Annotated in this window: 18 protein-coding genes, 1 tRNA gene and 1 pseudogene; 8 read left to right on the forward strand and 12 right to left on the reverse strand. The window is 63.7% G+C overall.

What is annotated here, in order from left to right; translation table 11 throughout:
• Positions 1–2: 2 nt before the first annotated feature.
• The gene (imuA, locus tag E8F12_RS19870) at positions 3–614 is read right to left on the reverse strand and encodes a translesion DNA synthesis-associated protein ImuA (protein WP_280326909.1); all 612 of its coding nucleotides are present in this window, start codon (positions 612–614) and stop codon (positions 3–5) included.
• Positions 615–818: 204 nt separating this feature from the next.
• A complete protein-coding gene (locus E8F12_RS19875) occupies positions 819–2,429 on the reverse strand; it encodes a M28 family metallopeptidase (RefSeq protein ID WP_280326910.1) in 1,611 nt (536 codons plus the stop codon).
• A 372-nt stretch (positions 2,430–2,801) separates the two neighbouring features.
• Here E8F12_RS19875 and E8F12_RS19880 point away from each other — a divergent pair, with 372 nt between their 5' ends.
• Entirely contained in the window at positions 2,802–3,503 is a 702-nt protein-coding gene (locus tag E8F12_RS19880) for an SOS response-associated peptidase (protein WP_280326911.1), read from the forward strand.
• Between the two features lie 26 nt (positions 3,504–3,529).
• On the opposite strand, the gene E8F12_RS19885 is transcribed toward E8F12_RS19880, so the two are convergent.
• On the reverse strand, positions 3,530–6,367 hold the full coding sequence (locus E8F12_RS19885) for an AMP-binding protein (RefSeq protein WP_280326912.1): 2,838 nt from the start codon (positions 6,365–6,367) through the stop codon (positions 3,530–3,532).
• Between the two features lie 213 nt (positions 6,368–6,580).
• Entirely contained in the window at positions 6,581–7,585 is a 1,005-nt protein-coding gene (locus tag E8F12_RS19890; RefSeq protein WP_280326913.1) for a TerC family protein, read from the reverse strand.
• 158 nt (positions 7,586–7,743) lie between these two features.
• On the opposite strand from E8F12_RS19890, the pseudogene E8F12_RS19895 reads away from it, so the two are divergent.
• From E8F12_RS19895 to E8F12_RS19905, 3 genes and pseudogenes are all read left to right on the forward strand, one after another.
• Positions 7,744–7,965, forward strand: a pseudogene (locus tag E8F12_RS19895) (hypothetical protein); the annotation flags it as partial.
• Positions 7,966–8,163: 198 nt separating this feature from the next.
• On the forward strand, positions 8,164–8,400 hold the full coding sequence (locus E8F12_RS19900) for a type II toxin-antitoxin system ParD family antitoxin (RefSeq protein ID WP_280326914.1): 237 nt from the start codon (positions 8,164–8,166) through the stop codon (positions 8,398–8,400).
• Complete coding sequence (locus E8F12_RS19905) at positions 8,397–8,729, forward strand: type II toxin-antitoxin system RelE/ParE family toxin (protein ID WP_280326915.1); 333 nt, start codon at positions 8,397–8,399, stop codon at positions 8,727–8,729. The genes E8F12_RS19900 and E8F12_RS19905 overlap by 4 nt, the downstream gene beginning before the upstream one ends.
• Positions 8,730–9,068: 339 nt before the next feature.
• On the opposite strand, the gene E8F12_RS19910 is transcribed toward E8F12_RS19905, so the two are convergent.
• The 5 genes from E8F12_RS19910 to dapA all read right to left on the reverse strand — a co-directional run bounded on the left by E8F12_RS19910 (position 9,069) and on the right by dapA (position 13,257).
• On the reverse strand, positions 9,069–9,350 hold the full coding sequence (locus tag E8F12_RS19910; protein WP_280326916.1) for a hypothetical protein: 282 nt from the start codon (positions 9,348–9,350) through the stop codon (positions 9,069–9,071).
• A gap of 677 nt (positions 9,351–10,027) precedes the next feature.
• Positions 10,028–10,117: transfer RNA gene (locus tag E8F12_RS19915), tRNA-Ser, on the reverse strand.
• Between the two features lie 157 nt (positions 10,118–10,274).
• Positions 10,275–11,144 (reverse strand): phosphoribosylaminoimidazolesuccinocarboxamide synthase, encoded by an 870-nt coding sequence (locus tag E8F12_RS19920; RefSeq protein ID WP_280326917.1) that lies wholly within the window; start codon positions 11,142–11,144, stop codon positions 10,275–10,277.
• Between the two features lie 97 nt (positions 11,145–11,241).
• Entirely contained in the window at positions 11,242–12,360 is a 1,119-nt protein-coding gene (gene bamC / locus E8F12_RS19925) for an outer membrane protein assembly factor BamC (protein WP_280287157.1), read from the reverse strand.
• Positions 12,361–12,378: 18 nt separating this feature from the next.
• Complete coding sequence (gene dapA, locus E8F12_RS19930; protein WP_280326918.1) at positions 12,379–13,257, reverse strand: 4-hydroxy-tetrahydrodipicolinate synthase; 879 nt, start codon at positions 13,255–13,257, stop codon at positions 12,379–12,381.
• A gap of 176 nt (positions 13,258–13,433) precedes the next feature.
• On the opposite strand from dapA, the gene E8F12_RS19935 reads away from it, so the two are divergent.
• Positions 13,434–13,991 carry a glycine cleavage system protein R gene (locus E8F12_RS19935; RefSeq protein WP_280326919.1) on the forward strand — a complete coding sequence of 186 codons (558 nt, stop codon included), beginning with the start codon at positions 13,434–13,436 and terminating at the stop codon, positions 13,989–13,991.
• Between the two features lie 13 nt (positions 13,992–14,004).
• Complete coding sequence (locus E8F12_RS19940; protein ID WP_280326920.1) at positions 14,005–14,478, forward strand: peroxiredoxin; 474 nt, start codon at positions 14,005–14,007, stop codon at positions 14,476–14,478.
• 52 nt (positions 14,479–14,530) lie between these two features.
• Here the strand turns inward: E8F12_RS19940 and E8F12_RS19945 are convergent, their stop codons facing one another.
• Both E8F12_RS19945 and E8F12_RS19950 read right to left on the reverse strand, forming a co-directional pair.
• Positions 14,531–15,598: an AI-2E family transporter gene (locus E8F12_RS19945; RefSeq protein WP_280326921.1), complete on the reverse strand. Its 1,068-nt coding sequence runs from the start codon at positions 15,596–15,598 to the stop codon at positions 14,531–14,533.
• A 40-nt stretch (positions 15,599–15,638) separates the two neighbouring features.
• Positions 15,639–15,890 (reverse strand): sulfurtransferase TusA family protein, encoded by a 252-nt coding sequence (locus tag E8F12_RS19950; protein WP_280326922.1) that lies wholly within the window; start codon positions 15,888–15,890, stop codon positions 15,639–15,641.
• 156 nt (positions 15,891–16,046) lie between these two features.
• On the opposite strand from E8F12_RS19950, the gene E8F12_RS19955 reads away from it, so the two are divergent.
• Positions 16,047–17,480, forward strand: coding sequence for a M48 family metalloprotease (locus E8F12_RS19955; protein ID WP_280326923.1), 1,434 nt, complete (start codon positions 16,047–16,049; stop codon positions 17,478–17,480).
• Positions 17,481–17,615: 135 nt separating this feature from the next.
• Here the strand turns inward: E8F12_RS19955 and nadA are convergent, their stop codons facing one another.
• On the reverse strand, positions 17,616–18,674 hold the full coding sequence (nadA, locus tag E8F12_RS19960) for a quinolinate synthase NadA (RefSeq protein ID WP_280326924.1): 1,059 nt from the start codon (positions 18,672–18,674) through the stop codon (positions 17,616–17,618).
• A 290-nt stretch (positions 18,675–18,964) separates the two neighbouring features.
• Here nadA and E8F12_RS19965 point away from each other — a divergent pair, with 290 nt between their 5' ends.
• A complete protein-coding gene (locus E8F12_RS19965; RefSeq protein ID WP_280326925.1) occupies positions 18,965–19,735 on the forward strand; it encodes an aldolase/citrate lyase family protein in 771 nt (256 codons plus the stop codon).
• Positions 19,736–19,869 lie beyond the last annotated feature (134 nt).

A 19,869-nucleotide genomic window follows, 5' to 3' on the forward strand; every position in this document is an offset into this window, starting at 1 on the left:
CTTCACCGGGCCAGGGCGATGGGCGCCGCCGGCGGCAGGCCGCCGCGGCACTTGAGCACCCGCATCTGCGCCGGCCGGCCCTCGACGGCGATGCGCAGGGCCGCCGGCGAGGGGTTGAGGGCGGCCTCCAGCGGGCGGTAGGCAAAGGCCAGGGTCTGCCCGGTTTCGGCGGCCACCTGCAGCCGGCGCAGGGCGCGGTCGTCGGCCTGCTGCGGCCAGCACAACACCGCGCCACAACTGCCCGAACGCAGACACTGCTCGGCCGCCCAGAGGGCGTCACGCCCACTGGCTTCCACCAGCGCCAGCCAGCGCAGGTCGACACCGGCAGCCAGCCAGGCCTGGGGATAAGGGATATGCGGCGGCGCCACCAGCACCACCCGCTCGGCGCTGGCGGTCAGCCGTGCCAGGGTCGGCCAGAGCAGGTGCAGTTCGCCCAACCCCGTGGCCGGGGTGAGGATCTCGCTGAGCGCGGCCTCGGGCCAGCCACCGCTGGGCAGGGCCGCATCCAGGGCGGCAAGGCCGGTGGGCTGGTCGCTGGCCGGCTGCGCACTGGGCTGGCCCTTCCAGACCCGCCGTTCGTTGAGCAGGGCATCGAGGGCAACGACAGCGCCCATCAGCGCCCGTCCGCGGAAGAGAAAAACGGCAGCCCCAAGAATGGGCTGCCGATGGGGCCAATAAAAGCTACCGAGGCCATTAGGGGAAATCCTACAAATACTGTATCTATATACAGTTAATCGTACAGACCTCTCCCGGTCAATCGGGGAAAGACGGAAGGCCTGCGGGAGCACCCGGCTCCCGCAGGTCAGGCGGTCAGTCCGTCATTTGACGTAGTGGTTACCCCAGCGCTCGACCTGGCGCACCGCCTGCTTGCGCAGGGTGGTGGCGCCCTGGGCTTCCTGCGCGGCGGCTATCTCGTCGTCGATGATCTTGGTGGATAGCGACAGCCAGCTGGTGGCAAAGGCCATGGCGTCCCCGTTGATCTCCAGGGCGTTCAGGTCGATGTTGCCGATACCGTCGCAGGCCTGGTGGTAGCAGGGATCGAAGGGCTGGCCGGCGGCTCCGCCGTACTTCTGCGCCTGCTCCTCGCTCTTGATGTCCTCGGCGCCGGTGAACAGGCCGCCGAAGGCGATGCCGACTTCGAAGAACTGCGCGTAGTCGGAGCGGAAGTCGATCTCGGTGCCCTCGAAGCCTTCACCGCGCAGCTTGAAGTAGGCCTCGAACAGACCCTCGATGGCCGCCGAGCCGGGCGGGCCCTGCAGGCCGAAGGACGAACCGTCGCCGTCATAGATGAAGTTGGCGAAGTTCGGCGAGCCGATCATGTCGAAGTTGAGGTAGGCCTTGATCTTCTGCTTCTCCTCGTCGCTCAGGCTGTTGACGTAGAAGGTCGAGCCCACCAGCCCGGACTCCTCGGCGCCCCACCAGGCGAACCGCACCTTGTTCTGCGGGTGCGCCTTGCGCAGCAGCACGGCCATCTCCAGCAGGGCCGCGCTGCCCGAGCCGTTGTCGTTGATGCCGGCCCCCTCGAACACCGAGTCCAGGTGCGCGCCAGCCATGACCACGTTGTTCGGATTGCCGCGACGGGTCTCGGCCACCAGGTTGAAGGTCTCGGTCTTCTCGCGGATCACGTCCACCACCATGCGCAGCTGCAGGCCGGCGGTCTGCGACCAGGCCACACCATTGTCATAGGTGGCGAACTGTACCGGGATGCCGCCCTCGTAGGTCTCGCCCAGGGTGACGTTCTCCAGCCCCTTGCGGTCCTCGGTGTTGCCCTGGTTGAAGATGATCACGCCAGCCGCACCGGCGGCCGCGGCGTTCTCCGCCTTCACCTCGAAGGTGCAGCTACCGCGCTGGATAAGGGCGATCGAGCCACTGGGGAAGCTGGCGAAGTCTTCCGCCTCGCAGCCACTGGTAGAGGTGTTGCCGGCCCCCAGGGCCAGGTCCACCGCCACCACCGGGGCGCTGACATCACCCGGATCGGTCTGCGACAGGTAGTTGAAATCCTCCTCCCAGACATAGCTGACCGGCTGCGGCGCCAGCGCCTGCAGGGTGCCCGGCCCCTTGGGGAAGAAGGCGGTGAAGGGGAACGGCTGCACCTGCACCTGGTAGCCGGCGCGCTCCAGGGTCTGTTTCACGTAGTCGATGGAGGCGTTGTAGCCCGGTAGGCCGGCGGCGCGATTGCCGTCGTTGAGGGTCGCGATGTCCTGCAGCTCCTGCAGGCGGGCCAGCACATTGCTTGCCTCCAGACAGCGCGGCAGACCCAGCGGTGTGCCGACCAGGACCGGCGACTTACAGATGGAAGGGTTGGGTTTGCCCGGACTCCAGAACTCGCCGAAGGCGTCGCCTTCAGCGGTCGGGGCGGCGAGTGTGGAAGTGGAAGCGGCTAGAACAAGAGAACCAACAACACGTCTGACACTTTTCTTGTGAGTCATGACTTCAATCCTTGTGAAGTGGTTGTAGGCAGGCCTGCTATGGCATTGCGCCATTGTCCGGTACGGCATCCTCGGGACGGGCCTAGGGAAAGAGACTGGTCGGTTCGTCGTTCGGTTCTTTTTGTTTTCGCGCCGAAATGTGCACTTGGTCGCTTTTTTTGAACATTTTCGCCGGTGATCGTGGAGGCAAGAGGCCATCAGGCAGTGGCGGGGCGCAGAGCGGAGGCAGGTAGGTTGGTGCTGAGCCTGCGAAGCCCAACGAACAAGGGCACCGAGCTTCCAACTGTTGGGCTTCGTTCCGCTCAGCACCAACCTACGCGCCCCAATGGATTCACTACCTATGCTGAATGGCATCCCCCAGAGGACCCAGCCATGTGCGGTCGTTACGTCAGCCCCGCGGATCGCGCCATCGAAGACTACTGGCACATAGGCGCCCGGAACTCCGGCCGCTGGATCCAGAGCTTCAATGTGGCCCCGACCAGCATCGTGCCCCTGCTGCGCCTGGACGAAGCAGGAGAGCTGGAAGTGGTTCCGGCCCGCTGGGGATTGATTCCGCCCTGGTGGCAGGATGCCAAGCCACCGGCCATGTCCTTCAACGCCCGCAGCGAAGAAGCCGCCAGCAAGCCCATGTGGCGGCAGAGCCTGCGAACCCATCGCTGCCTGATGCCAGCCTTGGGCTGGTATGAGTGGAACCAGCACCAGGAGATCCGCAGCACCAGCGGCCGCAAGGTCCACCAGCCCTACTACCTTCACGACCGGAGCAATGCTGTGCTGGCGATTGCGGGGTTGTGGACAACCTGGCAGAGCCCCGACGGGCAGCAGATCACCTCCTGTGCATTGCTCACGAAGGATGCCGCCCCCGCCATCCAGACCATCCACGACCGCATGCCGGTAATCCTGGCCCCCGAGCAGTTCGAACTGTGGCTGACCCCCAGCACCCCGGGCGAGCAGGTGCAGGCAGCCATGACCAACGCCCGGCAGGATTTCGTCGGCCACGCCGTATCTCTACGGGTCAACAGCCCGCAGAACGACGATCCGCAATTGATCGAGCCGGTTGCCGATCCCACCCCATGAAATGAAACGGTCCCGCCCTGCCCTGCTCACGAGCAACTCAGGGCGCGTTCCGACTCATCCAGGTGCTCCAGCAATTCCGCCCTCGCCGCATCCCGCAGGCTGATAGCCTCCGACCAGCCAGGTCCTTGAGCCAGCAATGGCGCGCACAGGCTGACGTGGATCGCTTCCCGTAGCGGGAACCACTGGCCGTCGCGCAGTACCGTGCGCGTGCCGCGGATGGCGACCGGCACCAGGGGAACACCGGCGTTCGCGGCGAGCACGAAGGCACCCATATGGAAGGAGCGCAGGCCCTGCGCGCGACTGAAGGTCCCTTCCGGGAAGAACACCAGGGCCTGGCCAGCCCCCAGCGCCTCGGCCAGGGCCTCACTGTCCGCGACGCTGCGTTGCAGGTCGAAGCGCTCGACGAACCGCGCGCCGAGCTTGCGCAGGAACAGGCCGGCTATCCACTGGCTGGCCAGCTCGCGCTTGGCGACGAAGGCGAACTGCGGCGGTAGCGCCGCGCAAAGGATGACGCCGTCAAGGTAGCTGGAATGATTGGCGGCCAGCACGCTCGGCCCGGCCTTTGGCATATGCTCCACTCCCTCGACGCTGAACGGCACCCAAGCCAGGCGAACAAACAGGCGCGCAGCCAGCCGGGTGAAGACACGGCACCAGCGCTGGCTCGGCAGGATCGCCACGCCCAACCAGGTCAGTGGCGCGACCACCCAGAACAGCAGCCAGATATAGACGGCGTAGGGCAGGCGGCGGCCGGATCGCCAAGCGTGCGCGAAATAGCCAAAGATGGCCTGCACCAGCAAGCGCAGTACCTGGCGCCACGGGGCAAGCCCAGGCCGTCCCACTTCGTCTCGCAGGTAAAGCTCACGGCAGGCGGCCCGGCGGATCTTGCCGCTGGAGGTCTTGAGCACGCTACGGGGCGGTGCCAGGACGATGTCGTCGGGCGGCACGCCGGCCAGGTCGACCACCACTCGATTGATGGTCTGACGCAGCTTCTGACATGCAGCCGGGTCCTTCTCGGCACTTTCCGCCATCACCACCAGGCGATCGGTGCCCGTGGCCGGGTCCGGGCTTCCGAATACCGCAATGCAGCCCTTGCGCAGGCCCGCGAGGCTGCCGACCGCCGCTTCGACATCGTAGGGGTAGATATTGCGTCCAGCGCGGATGATCAGGTCCTTGGACCGGCCGGTAAGGTAGAGCTCGCCATCGGCCATGTAGGCCAGGTCGAGGGAGTCCATCCAGCCGTCGCGCAGCACTCGGCGGGTCTCCTCCGGGGCGCGGTAGTAACCGGCGCTGGTGGACGGCCCGCTGAATTGCAGGCGTCCTTCCCGGCGCTCGGGCAGCTCGATGCCATTGCCATCGACTACGCGCAGCTGGTGGCCCGGCAACGGCCGGCCGCAGGAGACGAAGCTCAGGGTGGCGCCGTCGTCGGCCTTGGCGGGAAGAGCCTGGCCCTGGACCTGGAAGGCCTCGCGCTGCACCCGATCGACCTGCGGTCCGCGCCCCAATGGCGGGAAGGCTACGCCCAGGGTTCCCTCGGCCAGGCCGTAGACCGGTGCCAGCGCACCGGGCTCCAGGCCGTAGTGGGCAAAACGCTCGGCGAAGCGCTGCAGGGTGCCCGGGTTTACCGGCTCGGCGCCATTGAGCGCCAGGCGCCAACTGCTCAGGTCAAGCCCTTCCAGCTCGGCGTCGGTGATCTTGCCCAGGCACAGCTCGTAAGCGAAATTGGGGGCCGCCGACAGGGTGCCGTGGAAGCGGTGGATCTCCCACAACCAGCGTGCCGGCCTGGCCAGGAAGGCCAACGGCGACATCAATACCAGGCTGAAGCCGTAATACAGGCTGCCCAGCCAGGCGCCGATCAGCCCCATGTCGTGGTACATGGGCAACCAGCTGATGAACACATCCCGTGGCCCCACCCGGAGCGAGGTCCCCATGGCACGCAGGTTGGCCAGCAGGTTGGCGTGGCTCACCATCACCCCCTTGGGCTGGCCGGTGCTGCCTGAGGTGTACTGCAGGAACGCGATATCCTCCGGCTGCCGCGGCGGCGTCATGCATTCCTCTTCCTCGCCACCCAACTCGGCCACGCTGGCGACACTCGCAAGGCTCGGGACCTGGGACCGGAGCAACTGGGCGAGCAGCTTCGCCTCCGTCACCGTGATCAGGACCCTGGCCTCGGCATTGCGCAGGATTCCGGCCTGGCGCCGCAGGTGATCCTCGATCTGCGACAAGCGCAGCGGCGGGTAGATCGGCACCGGGATGCCGCCGGCCAGCAGGATCCCGAAGAAGCCCCGCAGAAAGTCGCGACCGGTCGGCAACATCAGCGCCACGGTTTCTCCGGCGCGCAAGCCACCACGTTGCAGCCCCGCTGCCACACGCAGGGCTTCGTGCTGCAAGTCGCCGTAGCTGATGTCCTCGGGTCGGTCATCGTCACCCAGCAGCCGCACATGGGTATGCCCTGGCTGATGCTGCGCATGCCAGTTCAATACGTCGACCAGGGTGCGTGCGGTATCCGGGGCCTGCCACTCGACGCTGTCGGGCGAGTCGGGAACTACTGCGGAGGCAGGCCGGACAGACCGGCCCGCGGAACGGCCGCGCAGCACCTGCAGCACATCGGCGGGCGTGCTGGCCGAAGCGAACAGTTCTTGCGGCAGACGCACGCCGAACTCGTGTTCGATCCGCGACCAGAGTTCGACCCGGGCCAGACTGTCCACTCCCAGGTCGCGGTCCAGCACGCTGTGCAAGCTGACGCGCAATCCCGGCGCCGCTTGTGGACGCAACTCGGCCACGGTGCGCTGGACGACGCCGAGCAGTTTTTCCGCGTCCTCATCGAAGCCAGGAACGCTGCGGGTTTCCGGAGGCGGATGAGACATCGAAGGCCCTCGCCAGGAAAGATCCTCGATTCTTGCCAGTATGCGCCCATGCTGGCGCTTTCGGGCCCTGCGGATCAGCCTCGCCCTATTGCCGGGTTCGACGATTGGCCGGCCCGGAAAAGCGAAAGCCCCTGAAACTCCGCGAGTTCAGGGGCTCAGTCATCGCGCATCGCGGAAAGGGCCGCCTCTCGGCCCCTCCCACCGACTCGCGAGTCAGGTCGCAAGGTCCTTCCCATCCGCCGCCAACGGCTGGCCGCGGGTCTTGTACATCGACACCAGCACGCCGCCTATCAGCAAGCCCAGGGTCACGCTCAGGGAAATCGCCGCAGGAATCTTGCCGATGATGCCGACCAGGAAGATCTTCGCGCCGATGAACACCAGCACCTGGGCCAGGGCGTACTTCAGGTAGGCAAAGCGGTGGATCATCGCCGCCAGGGCAAAGTACAGGGCACGCAGGCCGAGGATGGCGAAGATGTTCGAGGTGTAGACGATGAACGGGTCCTGGGTGATGGCGAAGATCGCCGGCACGCTGTCGATGGCGAACACCAGATCGGCACACTCGATGAGGATCAGCGCAAGGAACAGCGGCGTCACCCACAGCAGGCTCTTGCCCGAAGCATCCGCCTGACGGACGAAGAATCGCTGTTCATGCAGGCGATCAGTAACCCGAAGGTGCTTGCGCAGGAATTTCACCAGCAGGTTGTCGTCCAGGTTCGGATGCTCATCCACCTTGGAGAAGAGCATCTTCACCCCGGTGATGGCGAGGAACACGCCGAACACATAGAGGATCCAGCTGAATTCATGGATCAGCGCGGCCCCCAGGCCGATCATGATCGCGCGCAGCACGATCACGCCCATGATCCCCCAGAACAGCACCTTGTGCTGGTACTGACGCGGGATGGCCAGGAAGCTGAAAATCATCGCCATGAGGAACACGTTGTCCATCGACAACGATTTCTCGATGAGAAAGCCGGTGAGGTAATCCATGCTGGCGTCGCCGCCTTTCTGGAAGAACACCCACAAGCCGAACAACAGGCCGGCACTAATGTAGCCAGCGGATAGCAGCAGGCTCTCGCGTACGCCGATTTCTCGGTTTTCGCGATGCAGCACACCGAGATCGAAGGCCAGCAGGGAAGCTACTACAGCGATGAAAACCAGCCACAACCAGGTGGCCGTGCCGAGGAAGTCGGCGAAGAGGAACGGTTCTAGGGCGCTCATGAAGCCCCTCCTTACAGTCGAAGTTGTACAGACTGTGACTCCGACATCACGACCAATGGTCGCCAGAGGGGCCCGGCTTCACGCCGCGCAACTTATAAAGCGCCGGCAGAACATTCAACAGAACAGGTTTTGCAGAGTATTTCCCCTGCCGATCAGCGACCTTCGCCAGCCGGTTCGTGCTGAACGGCGGCAAGATCCTGACCTTGCAGCGGATTCCGGGGCATTCCCCGCTGCCCATGACCAGGCGCTATGCGCTCCTGGTGCCCGAACAATTGCAGAATGCAGTGCGGTTCGGCCTGCCGCTGACTTTCGACACTTGGCCGCCCCTAGAAAGCAAAAGCCCTAGAAACTCCAGGAGTTTCAGGGGCTTAGGCGTTTAATATGGCGGGAAGCTTGGGATTTGAATCCTACTGACGGGTGGCTCGTTGCGTCGAAAACCCGCTCAATTCAGGACTTCCAGCCGTTCGCTCGTGTCGATTTTCGACAGTGCGTGCCTGTGATTTCGACACTTCTTCGACACCTGCCGCCGGAACCAGGTGCTAACATGGCTTGGCAAATTTTGCCAAAAGGTGGTTCCCATGAGCACCATGAACATCTCCTTGCCCGATACCCTCAAGAGCTTTGTGGATGAGCAAGTCAGCCAGCGTGGCTATGGCACCAGTAGCGAGTATGTCCGCGAACTGATCCGCAAGGACCAGGACCGACAGCACCTGCGCAACCTGCTGCTGGAAGGCGCCGCCTCTACCCCTGCCGCCCCGGCCGATGACAATTACTTCGAGGCACTGCGCAACCGGGTACGGAACGCCAAGGCATGAAGGCCAAACCCATCATTCCCCGGGCACTGGCCAATCAGAATATCGACGATGCCATCAGCTACTACCTGAGCGAAGAAGCCGAGCAGGCCGCACTCGGCTTTATCGCTGCCCTGGAGCGGGCCTATAAACACATCAGCCGGCATCCCGAATCGGACTCATCGCGGTACGCCCATGAGCTCGATCTGCCGGGACTGCGCTCCTGGACGTTGAAGCGCTATCCCTACCTGGTCTTCTACATTGAGCGTGAAGATCACATTGATGTGTGGCGTGTGCTAAATGCAATGAGGAATATCCCCGTCTGGATGCAGGGCAGTGAATCTGCCTTTTAAGCGAACAGCTCGCAATTCCGGGCCTTCCCAAAAAAGTAATAAGGGGACAGATTTATTTTCTCTACTCAAAGACCGGCTGAGCGATCAGGATTAGAGCAATTAAATAAATCTGCCCCCTTTTTCTGAGCAGGGGAAACGTTCTGCGTGTTGTGGGCCGTTTCAGGCGGCGAGAATGGCTGTCGATATTTTGGTAAATAATCGCGTTTCGTTGGCCCCCTGTGCGGCTTGTTAAGCCCCTAAGAGAGAGCCTTGATATTTTTTGGCGGGAATTCCAAACGCTAAAAAATGTGGTCGAAAATTTGAGCGGAAATTTGGAAATTTACAATTGGAAGAAGGGTTTTATGACTGTAAAACCTGAGCTATTGCAGTCCCTACAGCCACAACGATTGCTACGGTAGAAAGCCATGTGGAGACTTTAAACTTGCTGTCCTCCTCTTGCATGCCGGCGAGTACGGATGCAAGGAGCGGGAAGTTAACGCATTTGTGGTCGTTCCCCGCCTGTAGCAGGAAGAACGCAACTCTGGACCCATCGTCTCGGCGGTAGCCGTACTTTTGTTCCATGTGGTAGTAGAGACGCCCGAAGATTATGTCCCCGTCAGTGTCGAGTTCGTTCGCAATCATCTGGCAGTCAATTGGCACGAAGATTTTAGTTTTTCTTCCGTTTTCTACTTCCGTGGAATAGTTTTTTATATTCTTCGTAATACAGCTTGTAAATTTTACTCAGTATCTTGATATCGGAAGGGGCTTTCATGCTGCGGCGTCCTGCATGCTGGTTTACTTCTGGCAGTGTGTCAGAAGGCCTGTTGGCGACGGTAGGCGTTCACGTTTGGAACGATCGTACTGGAATCCTTCCCACTGTCATCTACTATTCACAATCACCCCCACCGTCGCGGGGGCGTTTATCTTAAGGTCGTCACGGCAATTCCCCCCATGCGTATGCTCGCAGGCCGTGACGGCCTCTTTTCCTCCTGCCATCTGTCACCCGCGCGCTTGCCCTGGTACACAGGGCGTATTCTGGAAGTGTCCCCTTACGGGACAACAAGCCATCGCAGCTCTTTCCCCATCGGGCATACGTAAACGCGGTGGCTTTTTTATTTGTGGCAGCTAGGGCCGGAAGGATGGGGTTGACCCGAAGGCGCCTACAGGAACGTCCACAGGGCACAGATGCGGTAGGCGGGGCGTAGTTACGTACAATAGTTACGTACAATAGTTACGTACAATAGTTACGTACAATAGTTACGTACAACGCACAAACAAAAACCCCCGCAAACCACTGATTTGCGGGGGCTTTCTAGATATGGCGGGAAGATAGGGATTTGAACCCTAGGTGCCATTGCTGACACAACGGATTTCGAATCCGTCCCGTTCGGCCACTCCGGCATCTTCCCGAACGGCGCGCATCATACCAGTTCATCGGCCATTGGCGAAGCCCGTGGCGAGTTTTTTTCGCGTGGTTTCAGATGGTTGCGAGGATGGCGGAGTCCCAGCGATGGGATGCCCCTTCACCCCCGTCCCTCTCCCGGAGGGAGAGGGACGGAAAACGAATCAGGAAGTCAGCTTGGTCAGGGCTTCGCGGTACTTGTCCGCGGTCTTCTGGGCGACTTCGGCGGGCACGGCCGGGGCTGGCGGTTCCTTGTTCCAGCCGGTGGATTCCAGCCAGTCGCGGACGAACTGCTTGTCGAAGCTCGGCGGGTTCTTGCCTTCGACATAGCTTTCAACCGGCCAGAAGCGGCTGGAATCAGGGGTCAGCACTTCGTCCATCAGGGTCAGGGTGCCGTCTTCGTCGAGGCCGAATTCGAACTTGGTGTCGGCGATGATGATGCCGCGGGTGGCGGCGTATTCGACGGCGGTGCTGTAGAGAGCGATAGCGGTGTCACGGACCTTGGCGGCCAGTTCCTTGCCGATGATGGCTTCGCACTGTTCGAAGGAGATGTTCTCGTCGTGGTCGCCGACGGCGGCCTTGGTCGAGGGGGTGAAGATGGGTTGCGGCAGCTTGGACGCTTCCTTCAGGCCGGTCGGCAGCTGGATGCCGCAGACGGTGCCGGTCTTCTGGTACTCCTTCCAGCCGGAACCGACGATGTAGCCACGCACGATGGCTTCGACGGCCACCGGCTTGAGGCGCTTGGCCACCACTGCGCGACCTTCCACCAGGGGCAGTTCGGCCGCCGGCACCACGTCTTCCACCTTGTCGCCGGTGAAGTGGTTGGGCACCAGGCCCGAGAGCTTGTCGAACCAGAAATTGGAGATGGCGGTGAGGATCTTGCCCTTTTCCGGGATCGGCTGGTCGAGGATCACGTCGAACGCGGAGAGGCGGTCGGTGGCGACCATCAGCATGCGCTTGGCATCGATTTCGTAAAGGTCGCGGACCTTGCCCGAGTAGATTTTCTTCAGGCTGAGGCTGGTGGGTGTGCTCATGTCGTTTTTCCGCCTTTATCAAACGAAACAGGCGAAACCCGAGGGTTTCGCCTTGTTGTTTCCACGGCCTGCCGCTGAATGGAGCGGCCAGCCACGCTTAGCCGAGGTTTTCCTGGATCAGGGTCAGCACGCGGCGCGCCACATCGGCGGGGGCCACGGTGTTGATGTCCTTCTCCACGGTGACCTGCACGCTGTCGCCGACGCGGGTCAGGCGAACCTGGTAGCGCTCGGCGCGGGCCTCGATCTCTTCTTCGCTGGGGTCGCTGCCCCACAGGCTGCTGAAGAAGCCGGGTTTCTCATCCTTCTTCACCGCGCCTTCGGCGAGGTTGATGTAGTAGACGCCCAGGCTGCGGTTGATGTCGTCGACGCGCACGTCGCCGGCTTCCAGGGCGCGGCCGACGCTGGACCAGGAGCGATCGAAGTCGGCACCAAGGCTGAGCATGGGGTTGCCGTTGCCATCCTCGGAGAGGGTTACGCGGTTCGGTGCGTCGAAGTCGCGGGCGGCGAGCAGGGACACGGAACCGCCCTGTTCGGCGCTGCGGGCCAGGCTGGCGAGCATTTCGTCGACCAGGGCGGCCTCCAGGCTCGGGCTGTCGGAACGGCTCGGCCAGCCGGTGTCGGCGGTGCTGCCGGCCGGGCGGGTGGTGGTCAGGACGAAGATTTCGCTGGTATTGCGCTGCACACCCGGCTCGATACGCACCCGGGCACGAACCTCGCTGTCCGGCTCGACGCCGCTGACGCGGCTGCCCAGGCGGCGGGCCAGGGGACCGGAGAGCTGGTCGAGGCGCTGCCAGTCGGTGCTGAATTCACCGGTCTGCGGGCGCTCGTCGGCGATGCGGAAGCCACCGTCCTCGAAGAACTGGCGAGCCACCGGCCAGACTTCGGCGGGCACGCGCTGGGCGACCACCCAACGGGAGTCGCCGCTCTTCTGCAGGCTGTAGTCGCTGACCTCGCCCTTGGCCTGGAGGGCCTGCGGACGGGGCACTTCGAATTCACCTTCGGCGCGGCTGTCGGCCACGTTCATCGGTACCGGCAGCAGCGGGTCGAGGCGCTTGGCGTCGACAGCCGGGGGAAGTTGCATGGGCGCGGTCTGGCGAGCTTCCAGGTAGTCGCTGCCACGGTCGCGGAAGTAGCCATCTTGACCCCAGAGCCAGCCGCAACCGCTGGTGCTGGAAATGATCAGGGCGAGAGCGGAAAGTCCGGCCAGTCGCTTCATGCGTAATGCTTCCTTGGGTTAAGCGAGCAGGCCGGACTGGCGCATTGCCTGACGCAGCGGTTCATGGCAGCGCGGGCTGAGCCAGGTCAGCGGCAGGCGGATACCATCGGGGATCAATCCCATTTCGTGCAGTGCGAACTTCACCGGAATCGGGTTGGACTCGATGAACAGGGCCTTGTGCAGCGGCATCAGCTTGTCGTTGATGGCGCGGGCAGCTTCGGCCTCACCACGCATGGCGGCGGCGCAGAGGTCGGCCATGGCGCGCGGTGCGACGTTGGCGGTCACCGAGATGTTGCCCTTGCCGCCCATCAGCATCAGCTCGACGGCGGTGGCGTCGTCACCGGAGTACACGAGGAAGTCCTTGCTGACGCGATCCAGCACTTCCTGACCGCGCTGCAGGTCGCCAGTGGCTTCCTTGATGCCGATGATGTTGCTGATCTTGGACAGGCGTTCGACGGTTTCCGGGAGCATGTCGCAGACGGTGCGGCCCGGTACGTTGTAGAGGATCTGCGGGATGGCCACGTTCTCGGCGATGTGGCGGAAATGCTGGTACAGGCCTTCCTGGGTCGGCTTGTTGTAGTAGGGGGTCACCAGCAGGCAGGCATCGGCGCCGACTTTCTTGGCGGCGGCGGTGAGCTCGACCGACTCGCGAGTGGAGTTGCCACCGGTGCCGGCGATGACCGGGATGCGGCCATTGACCTGGTCCACCACGCGGCGGATCACTTCGACGTGCTCGCCGACGTCCAGCGTGGCGGACTCACCCGTGGTGCCGACGGCGACTATGGCGTTGGTGCCCTCTTGAAGATGGAAGTCCACGAGTTTGGCCAGGCTATCCCAGTCCAGTTGACCCTGTGCATCCATGGGCGTAACCAGTGCCACCATACTGCCCGCAATCATGCAACCGCTCCTGCCGGAAAAAGAGAGCCGTAATGGTACTGTCGGCACTGGCCTTGCACAAGGTGAACGCGAGGCCGTCAGGCGGCTCCGGCATTTCCCTCGGCTGCGCTTTTCGCTAACCTTCCCTGTTTGAACAGCGCGGCCCGGCCGCCCTCCCCTCGTTTTAGGAACGCTGCATGTCCACCACCCCGCCCCGCGAACAATTCCTTCTGATCAGTGCCCTGGGCCGTAACCCGATGGAGCTGACCAACGTGCTGTGCCGAGCCAGCCAGGAAAACCGCTGTGCAGTGGTCAGCAGCCGGCTGACCCGCCATGGCGAATTCTGCGCCCTGGTGCTGCAGATCTCCGGCAGCTGGGACGGCCTGGCGCGGCTGGAAGCAGGCCTGACGGCGCTGTCCAAGCGCCATGCCTTCACCGCCAACGTGACCCGCAGCAGCGCCCTGGATATCCGCCCCCAGGCCCTGCCCTACGTGGCCTACGTCAGCGCGGTGTACCGCCCGGACATCCTCAACGAGCTGTGCCAGTTCTTCATCGATCATCGCATCGAGCTGGAGAATCTCACCTGCGACACCTACCAGGCACCGCAGACCGGCAGCACCATGCTCAACGCCACCATCACCGTGACCCTGCCGGCCGGCACCCAGATCAGCTGGCTGCGCGACCAGTTCCTGGACTTCGCCGATGCCCTGAACCTGGACGCGCTGATCGAACCCTGGCGCCCACAGCACCCCTAAGGAGCAAGCAGACATGGCCGTATCCCTGGACAACCCCGTCCCCGACTTTACCGCCCAGGCCACCAGCTGCCAGGAGGTCAGCCTGTCGGCGCTCAAAGGCAAGCAAGTGGTGATCTACTTCTATCCCAAGGACAGCACCCCCGGGTGCACCACCGAAGGCCAGGGCTTCCGCGACCAGCACGCGGCCTTCCTGGCGGCCAACACGGTGGTGTTCGGCGCATCCCGCGACGGCCTGAAGTCCCACGAGAACTTCAAGTGCAAGCAGGAATTCCCCTTCGAGCTGATCTCCGACAAGGATGAGTCGCTCTGCCAGCTGTTCGACGTGATCAAGCTGAAAAAGCTCTACGGCAAGGAATACCTGGGCGTGGACCGCAGCACCTTCCTGATCGACAAGGGCGGCGTGCTGCGCCAGGAATGGCGCGGCGTGAAGGTGCCGGGCCATGTGGATACCGTGCTGGCCGCGGCCCAGGCGCTGAACAAGGGCTGAAGCCCACCGCAATGAAAAAGCCCGGAATATTCCGGGCTTTTTCATGGTCTGCCTACGCGTCCCGCAGAACTGGTCCGGCTCGCGGCCAGGCGTCGAGCACGGCCTTGAACAGCGTGGCCAGCGGGATGGCGAAGAACACACCCCAGAAGCCCCAGAGCCCGCCGAACAGTAGCACGGCGCAGATAATCGCCACCGGGTGCAGGTTCACCGCCTCGGAGAACAGCAGCGGCACCAGCACATTGCCGTCCAGGGTCTGGATCACGGTGTAGACCACCATCAGGTAGATGAACTGGTCGCTCCAGCCCCACTGGAACAACGCGATCAGCGCCACCGGCACTGTCACCACCACCGCGCCGATGTAGGGAACGATCACCGAGAGCCCCACTAGCAAGGCCAGCAGGGCCGCGTAGTTGAGGCCCAGGGAGACGAAGGCGACGTAGGTGACGCCGCCGCAGATGACGATCTCGATCACCTTGCCGCGGATGTAGTTGGCGATCTGGGTGTTCATCTCGTCCCAGACCTGGGTCATCAGGCCGCGCTCGCTGGGCAGGTAGCCGACGAGCCAGCGCCCGATCAGCTCGCGGTCCTTCAGGAAGAAGAACACCAGGATGGGCACCAGCACCAGGTAGATCATGATGTTGACCAGCAGCGGCAGGCTCGACAGCGAGAAGGTCAGCGCCCATTGGCCGAACTTGCCCACTTCGCTGCGGGTGACTTCGATGGCCTTGAGCACCTGCTCATCGGTCACCAGGTGCGGATAGCGCTCGGGCAGCAGCAGCAATAGCGATTGCCATTCGCCGAGCATCCCCGGCAGCTCCTGGAACAGAGTGCTGAGCTGCTGCCAGAGCAGCGGCACCAGCACACCCATGATCAGCGCCAGGACGCCGATGAACAGCGCGAAGACTATCCATACCGCCAGGGTCTGGGGCAGCCGCAGGCGCTCCAGCAGATTCACCAGCCCCTGCATGAGGAAGGCCAGTACCAGCCCGGCAAGCACCGGCGCGAGCATGTTGCCGAGGGTGAGGACGGCGGTGAAGCCGAGTACCAGGACCACGGCGAGCACCACGGCCTCTTCATCGGAGAAATAGCGCTGAACCCAGTCGCGAAGCACCTTGAGCATTGGAAATCCTTGAATGGCCCGGGCGTCCGGGCCCGGGGGGTCAAGCCTTGCGCAGCCAGTAGCGGTACACGCCGTCTTCGACCTCTTCCCGCAGCAACTGGTGCCCGGCCAGCTGCGCGAAAGCGCGGAAATCGCGCTGGGAGCCAGCGTCGGTGGCGATCACCTTGAGCACCGCGCCACTGGGCAGGCGATTGAGCTCGAGCTTGGCCTTGAGCAGCGGCAAGGGGCAGTTCAGGCCGCTGGCATCCAGCTCGGCGTCGAAGGCCTCGGGTCGACTCGCGGTGTCAGTCATGGTGGTTCTCCGGGAAAGGCGCCTCGCGGGTCGCTCGGGAAGGTCGCGGACGTTGAAACTTGAGCGGGCGGTTAGGATACCCAAGGCAGCGCAACCCTGGCCAGCCGGCAGCCCAGGAGGCTACAGTTAGGCCTTTGCCGCCAACGAGCCCAGTGCATGAATCTTCTGCGCCCCACTCTGCTGACGCTTGCCTGTTTTCTCGCTTCACCCGTCATGGCCGACGACCTGCCGTCGCTGGGGGATTCCAGCTCTTCCGTCGTTTCACCGGAACAGGAACACCAGCTCGGACGCGCCTGGCTGAGCCTGTTGCGCGGCCAGGTTCCGCAACTCAGTGACCCGCAGCTGAAAGACTATGTCGAGACCAGTGTCTACCGTCTGGCCGAAACCAGCCAACTGCAAGACCGCCGCCTGGAATTCGTGCTGCTCAACAGCCCGCAACTCAACGCCTTCGCCGCCCCCGGCGGAATCATCGGCGTCAACGGCGGCCTCTTCCTCTATGCCCCGAACGAAGCCGAGTACGCCTCGGTGCTGGCCCACGAACTGGCGCACTTGTCGCAGCGCCACTTCGCCCGCGGCGTCGAGGCCCAGCAACGCATGCAGATTCCGGTGATGGCGGCGATGCTCGCCGGCATAGTCGCGGCGGCGGCCGGCGCCGGTGATGCCGGCATGGCGGCTATCATGTCCACCCAGGCAGCGGCCATCCAGGAACAGCGCCGCTTCTCCCGGCAGAACGAACAGGAAGCCGACCGCATCGGCATCCTCAACCTGGAAAAAGCCGGCTACGACCCGCGCGCCATGCCGCGTATGTTCGAGCGATTGATGCGCCAGTACCGCTACGATGCCAAGCCACCGGAATTCCTCCTGACCCACCCGGTGACCGAATCCCGTATCGCCGACACCCGCAACCGCGCCGAGCAGTTGCCCGCTGGCGGCATCGAGAACAGCCTGCGCTACCAGTTGATGCGCGCCCGCGTGCAGCTCATGTTCGAGGAAACCCCGGGCATCGCCACCAAGCGCTTCCGCGCCATGCTCGACGAAGAGCCGAAACTGGACGCAGCCCGCTACGGCCTGGCCATTGCCCTGATCAAGGGCGGCCAGCTGAACCAGGCGCGGGAGAACCTCGCCCCCCTGCTGGCCAAGGCACCCAACGAGATCGTCTACAACCTGGCCCAGGTGGACCTGGACATCACGGCCAACCGCCTGGCCGACGCCCAGCAGCGGGTCGACCGATTGCTCGGCCAGTACCCGAACAGCTACCCGCTGAAGCAGGCCCGCAGCGACCTCCTGCTCAAGCAGAACAAGCCGAAAGAAGCCGAGAAGGTCCTCGACAACCTGCTCAAGACCCGGTCTGACGACCCGGACATCTGGTACCAGGTGGCCGAAGTGCGCGGCCTGGCCGGCAATACCATCGGCCTGCACCAGGCCCGAGCCGAGTACTTCGCCCTGGTGGGCGACTTCCCCCAGGCAATCGAGCAACTGGACTTCGCCAAGCGTCGCGCCAGCGGCAACTTCCCGCTGGCCGCACGCATCGATGCGCGTCAACAGGAAGTGATCGAGCAGGAGAGGATCGTCAAGCAGATGATGCGCTGAGGCCGATAGCCCCTCTCCCGCCGCGAGACGGGCTAGGGCCTGCTCCGAACAGGCCGCCTGGCATCGCGAATGAATTCACGCCTACGGAAACGGAAAAGCCCGGATTAGTCCGGGCTTTTCGCTATCTGATGGGAATCAGGCGTTGCCGGCCTGCTTCAGGCGCGCAGCCTGGGTGAAGTCGAGCATGCGCTTGAGCGGCTTGATCGCCTTCGGGATCAATGCCGGGTCGACGAATATCTCGTTGGTGCCCTCACGCAGGCATTGCAGGGTGCGCTCCAGGGTATTCATGGCCATCCAGGGGCAATGGGCGCAGCTGCGGCACGCCGCGCCATTGCCGGCGGTGGGGGCCTCGATGAACTGCTTGTCCGGGCACAGCTGCTGCATCTTGTAGAAGATGCCGCGGTCGGTGGCGACGATGAAGGTCTTGTTCGGCAGGGTCTGCGCCGCCTTGATCAGTTGGCTGGTGGAGCCCACCGCGTCGGCCAGTTCGATCACCGCCTCGGGGGATTCCGGGTGGACCAGCACGGCGGCGTCCGGATAGAGCGCCTTCATGTCTTCCAGCTGCTTGGCCTTGAACTCCTCGTGGACGATGCAGGCACCATCCCAGAGCAGCATATCGGCACCGGTTTCACGCTGGATGTAGCGGCCCAGGTGCTGGTCCGGCGCCCAGATGATCGTCTCGCCGTTGTCCATCAGGCTCTCGACGATTTCCAGGGCGCAGCTGGAGGTCACCACCCAGTCGGCACGGGCCTTCACTGCAGCGGAGGTGTTGGCGTAGACCACCACCGTGCGCTCGGGATGCTGGTCGCAGAAGGCCGAGAACTCGTCCACCGGGCACCCCAGGTCAAGGGAACAGGTCGCCTCGAGGGTCGGCATCAGCACGCGCTTTTCCGGATTGAGGATCTTCGCGGTCTCGCCCATGAAGCGCACACCAGCCACCACGACGGTCTGCGCCGCGTGCTGGTTGCCGAAACGGGCCATTTCCAGGGAATCGGAGACGCAGCCGCCGGTTTCCTCGGCTAGCGCCTGGATCACCGGATCGCAGTAGTAATGCGCCACCAGCACGGCGTCCCGGGCCTTGAGCTCGGCGGCAATCGCGGCACGATAGTGTGCCTCCTCTTCGGCCGTCAGCTGCTTGGGCTGCTTGGCGGCAAGGTGGGCCTGGACCAGAAAGCGTTCGGAGAGGTGTGACATAGGACTGGACCTGCGTGCGCGGTGGCGCGGAGTCAATTATACACCCGCTCCCCTGCAGCCAAGGGCAGCCGCGGGAAAGGGGGCCGCGGATAATACCGCAGATTTGGCGGAACCGGGACAACCTTGGCGACCGCCGTTCGTCCGCGCCTCAGTCCATCCCCTTCCCTGTTGTCAGCATCGAGTACCCCGCTCCGTAGACCCTTTTCGAGACTCACGTTCCATAAAAAGCCGTTTACATTCGATTGACAATCATTATCATTCGCCAACGCTTTTCATACGGATTGAAGCGAATGATTCGGACATCACCTGTCATCACCCGGATTAGGAACGGCGAGAGCGCGTACGGCCTGCTCAACTCGGTTCCCTCCCCTCTTCTCTGCGAGATGATCGCCGCGGCCGGCTATCACTTCGTCATCCTCGACATGGAGCACCTGCTGCGTTCCGGCGACGAACTGATGCATTGCCTGCGCGCTTGCGAGTCGGCCGGCATCTCGCCCTGGCTGCGAGTTCCGGAAGTCGACGCCAAGCTGATCGGGCGGGCGCTGGATGCCGGCGCCGAAGCCATCGTCCTGCCGCGGGTGGAAAGCGCCGAAGAGGTGGCCCGGGCCGTGGAAGCGGCGCTGTTCCCGCCGCTAGGCCGGCGCGGCATCACTGGCGGCCGCATCACCGGCTTCGGCCGCCTGCCGCTGCCGCAGTACATCGATCTGGCCAACCAGGCCCGCCCCATCGTGCCGATGATCGAAAGCGCCGCCGGACTCAGGGCCCTGCCCGACATCCTCAAGCTTCCCGGCATTGGCATGGTGCTGGAAGGCGCCCTCGACCTCGCCCTCGACCTTCATGTGGGGCCCGACCCGCTGCACCCGAGGGTCTGGGTTGCCCTGCAGGAGATGGCGCGGGACTGTGAAGCAGCGGGCATTCCCTTCTGCGCCAACCCGCGAACCCCCGAGCAACAGCAGCACTGGCAGGCACTGGGCATTCGCCTCTACCTGGCCGGCGAGGACCGCGGCCTGTTGCAGAACGCCCTGAAAGCCCGCCTTACCCAACTGCAAGGCGCCCACTGAAGTAGCCCCGATGACAACAGCCAGCCATCTGCTCGCCCGGCTCCTCAGCCTGCTCGCCCTGAGCACCGCACAGGCCGCGGAAGAAGACCACTCCCTGGGCGTCAACTACCGCTTCTGACCCGCGCCATCGCACA

It is taken from the genome of Pseudomonas sp. BN102, from assembly GCF_029871245.1.
GTDB lineage: Bacteria > Pseudomonadota > Gammaproteobacteria > Pseudomonadales > Pseudomonadaceae > Metapseudomonas.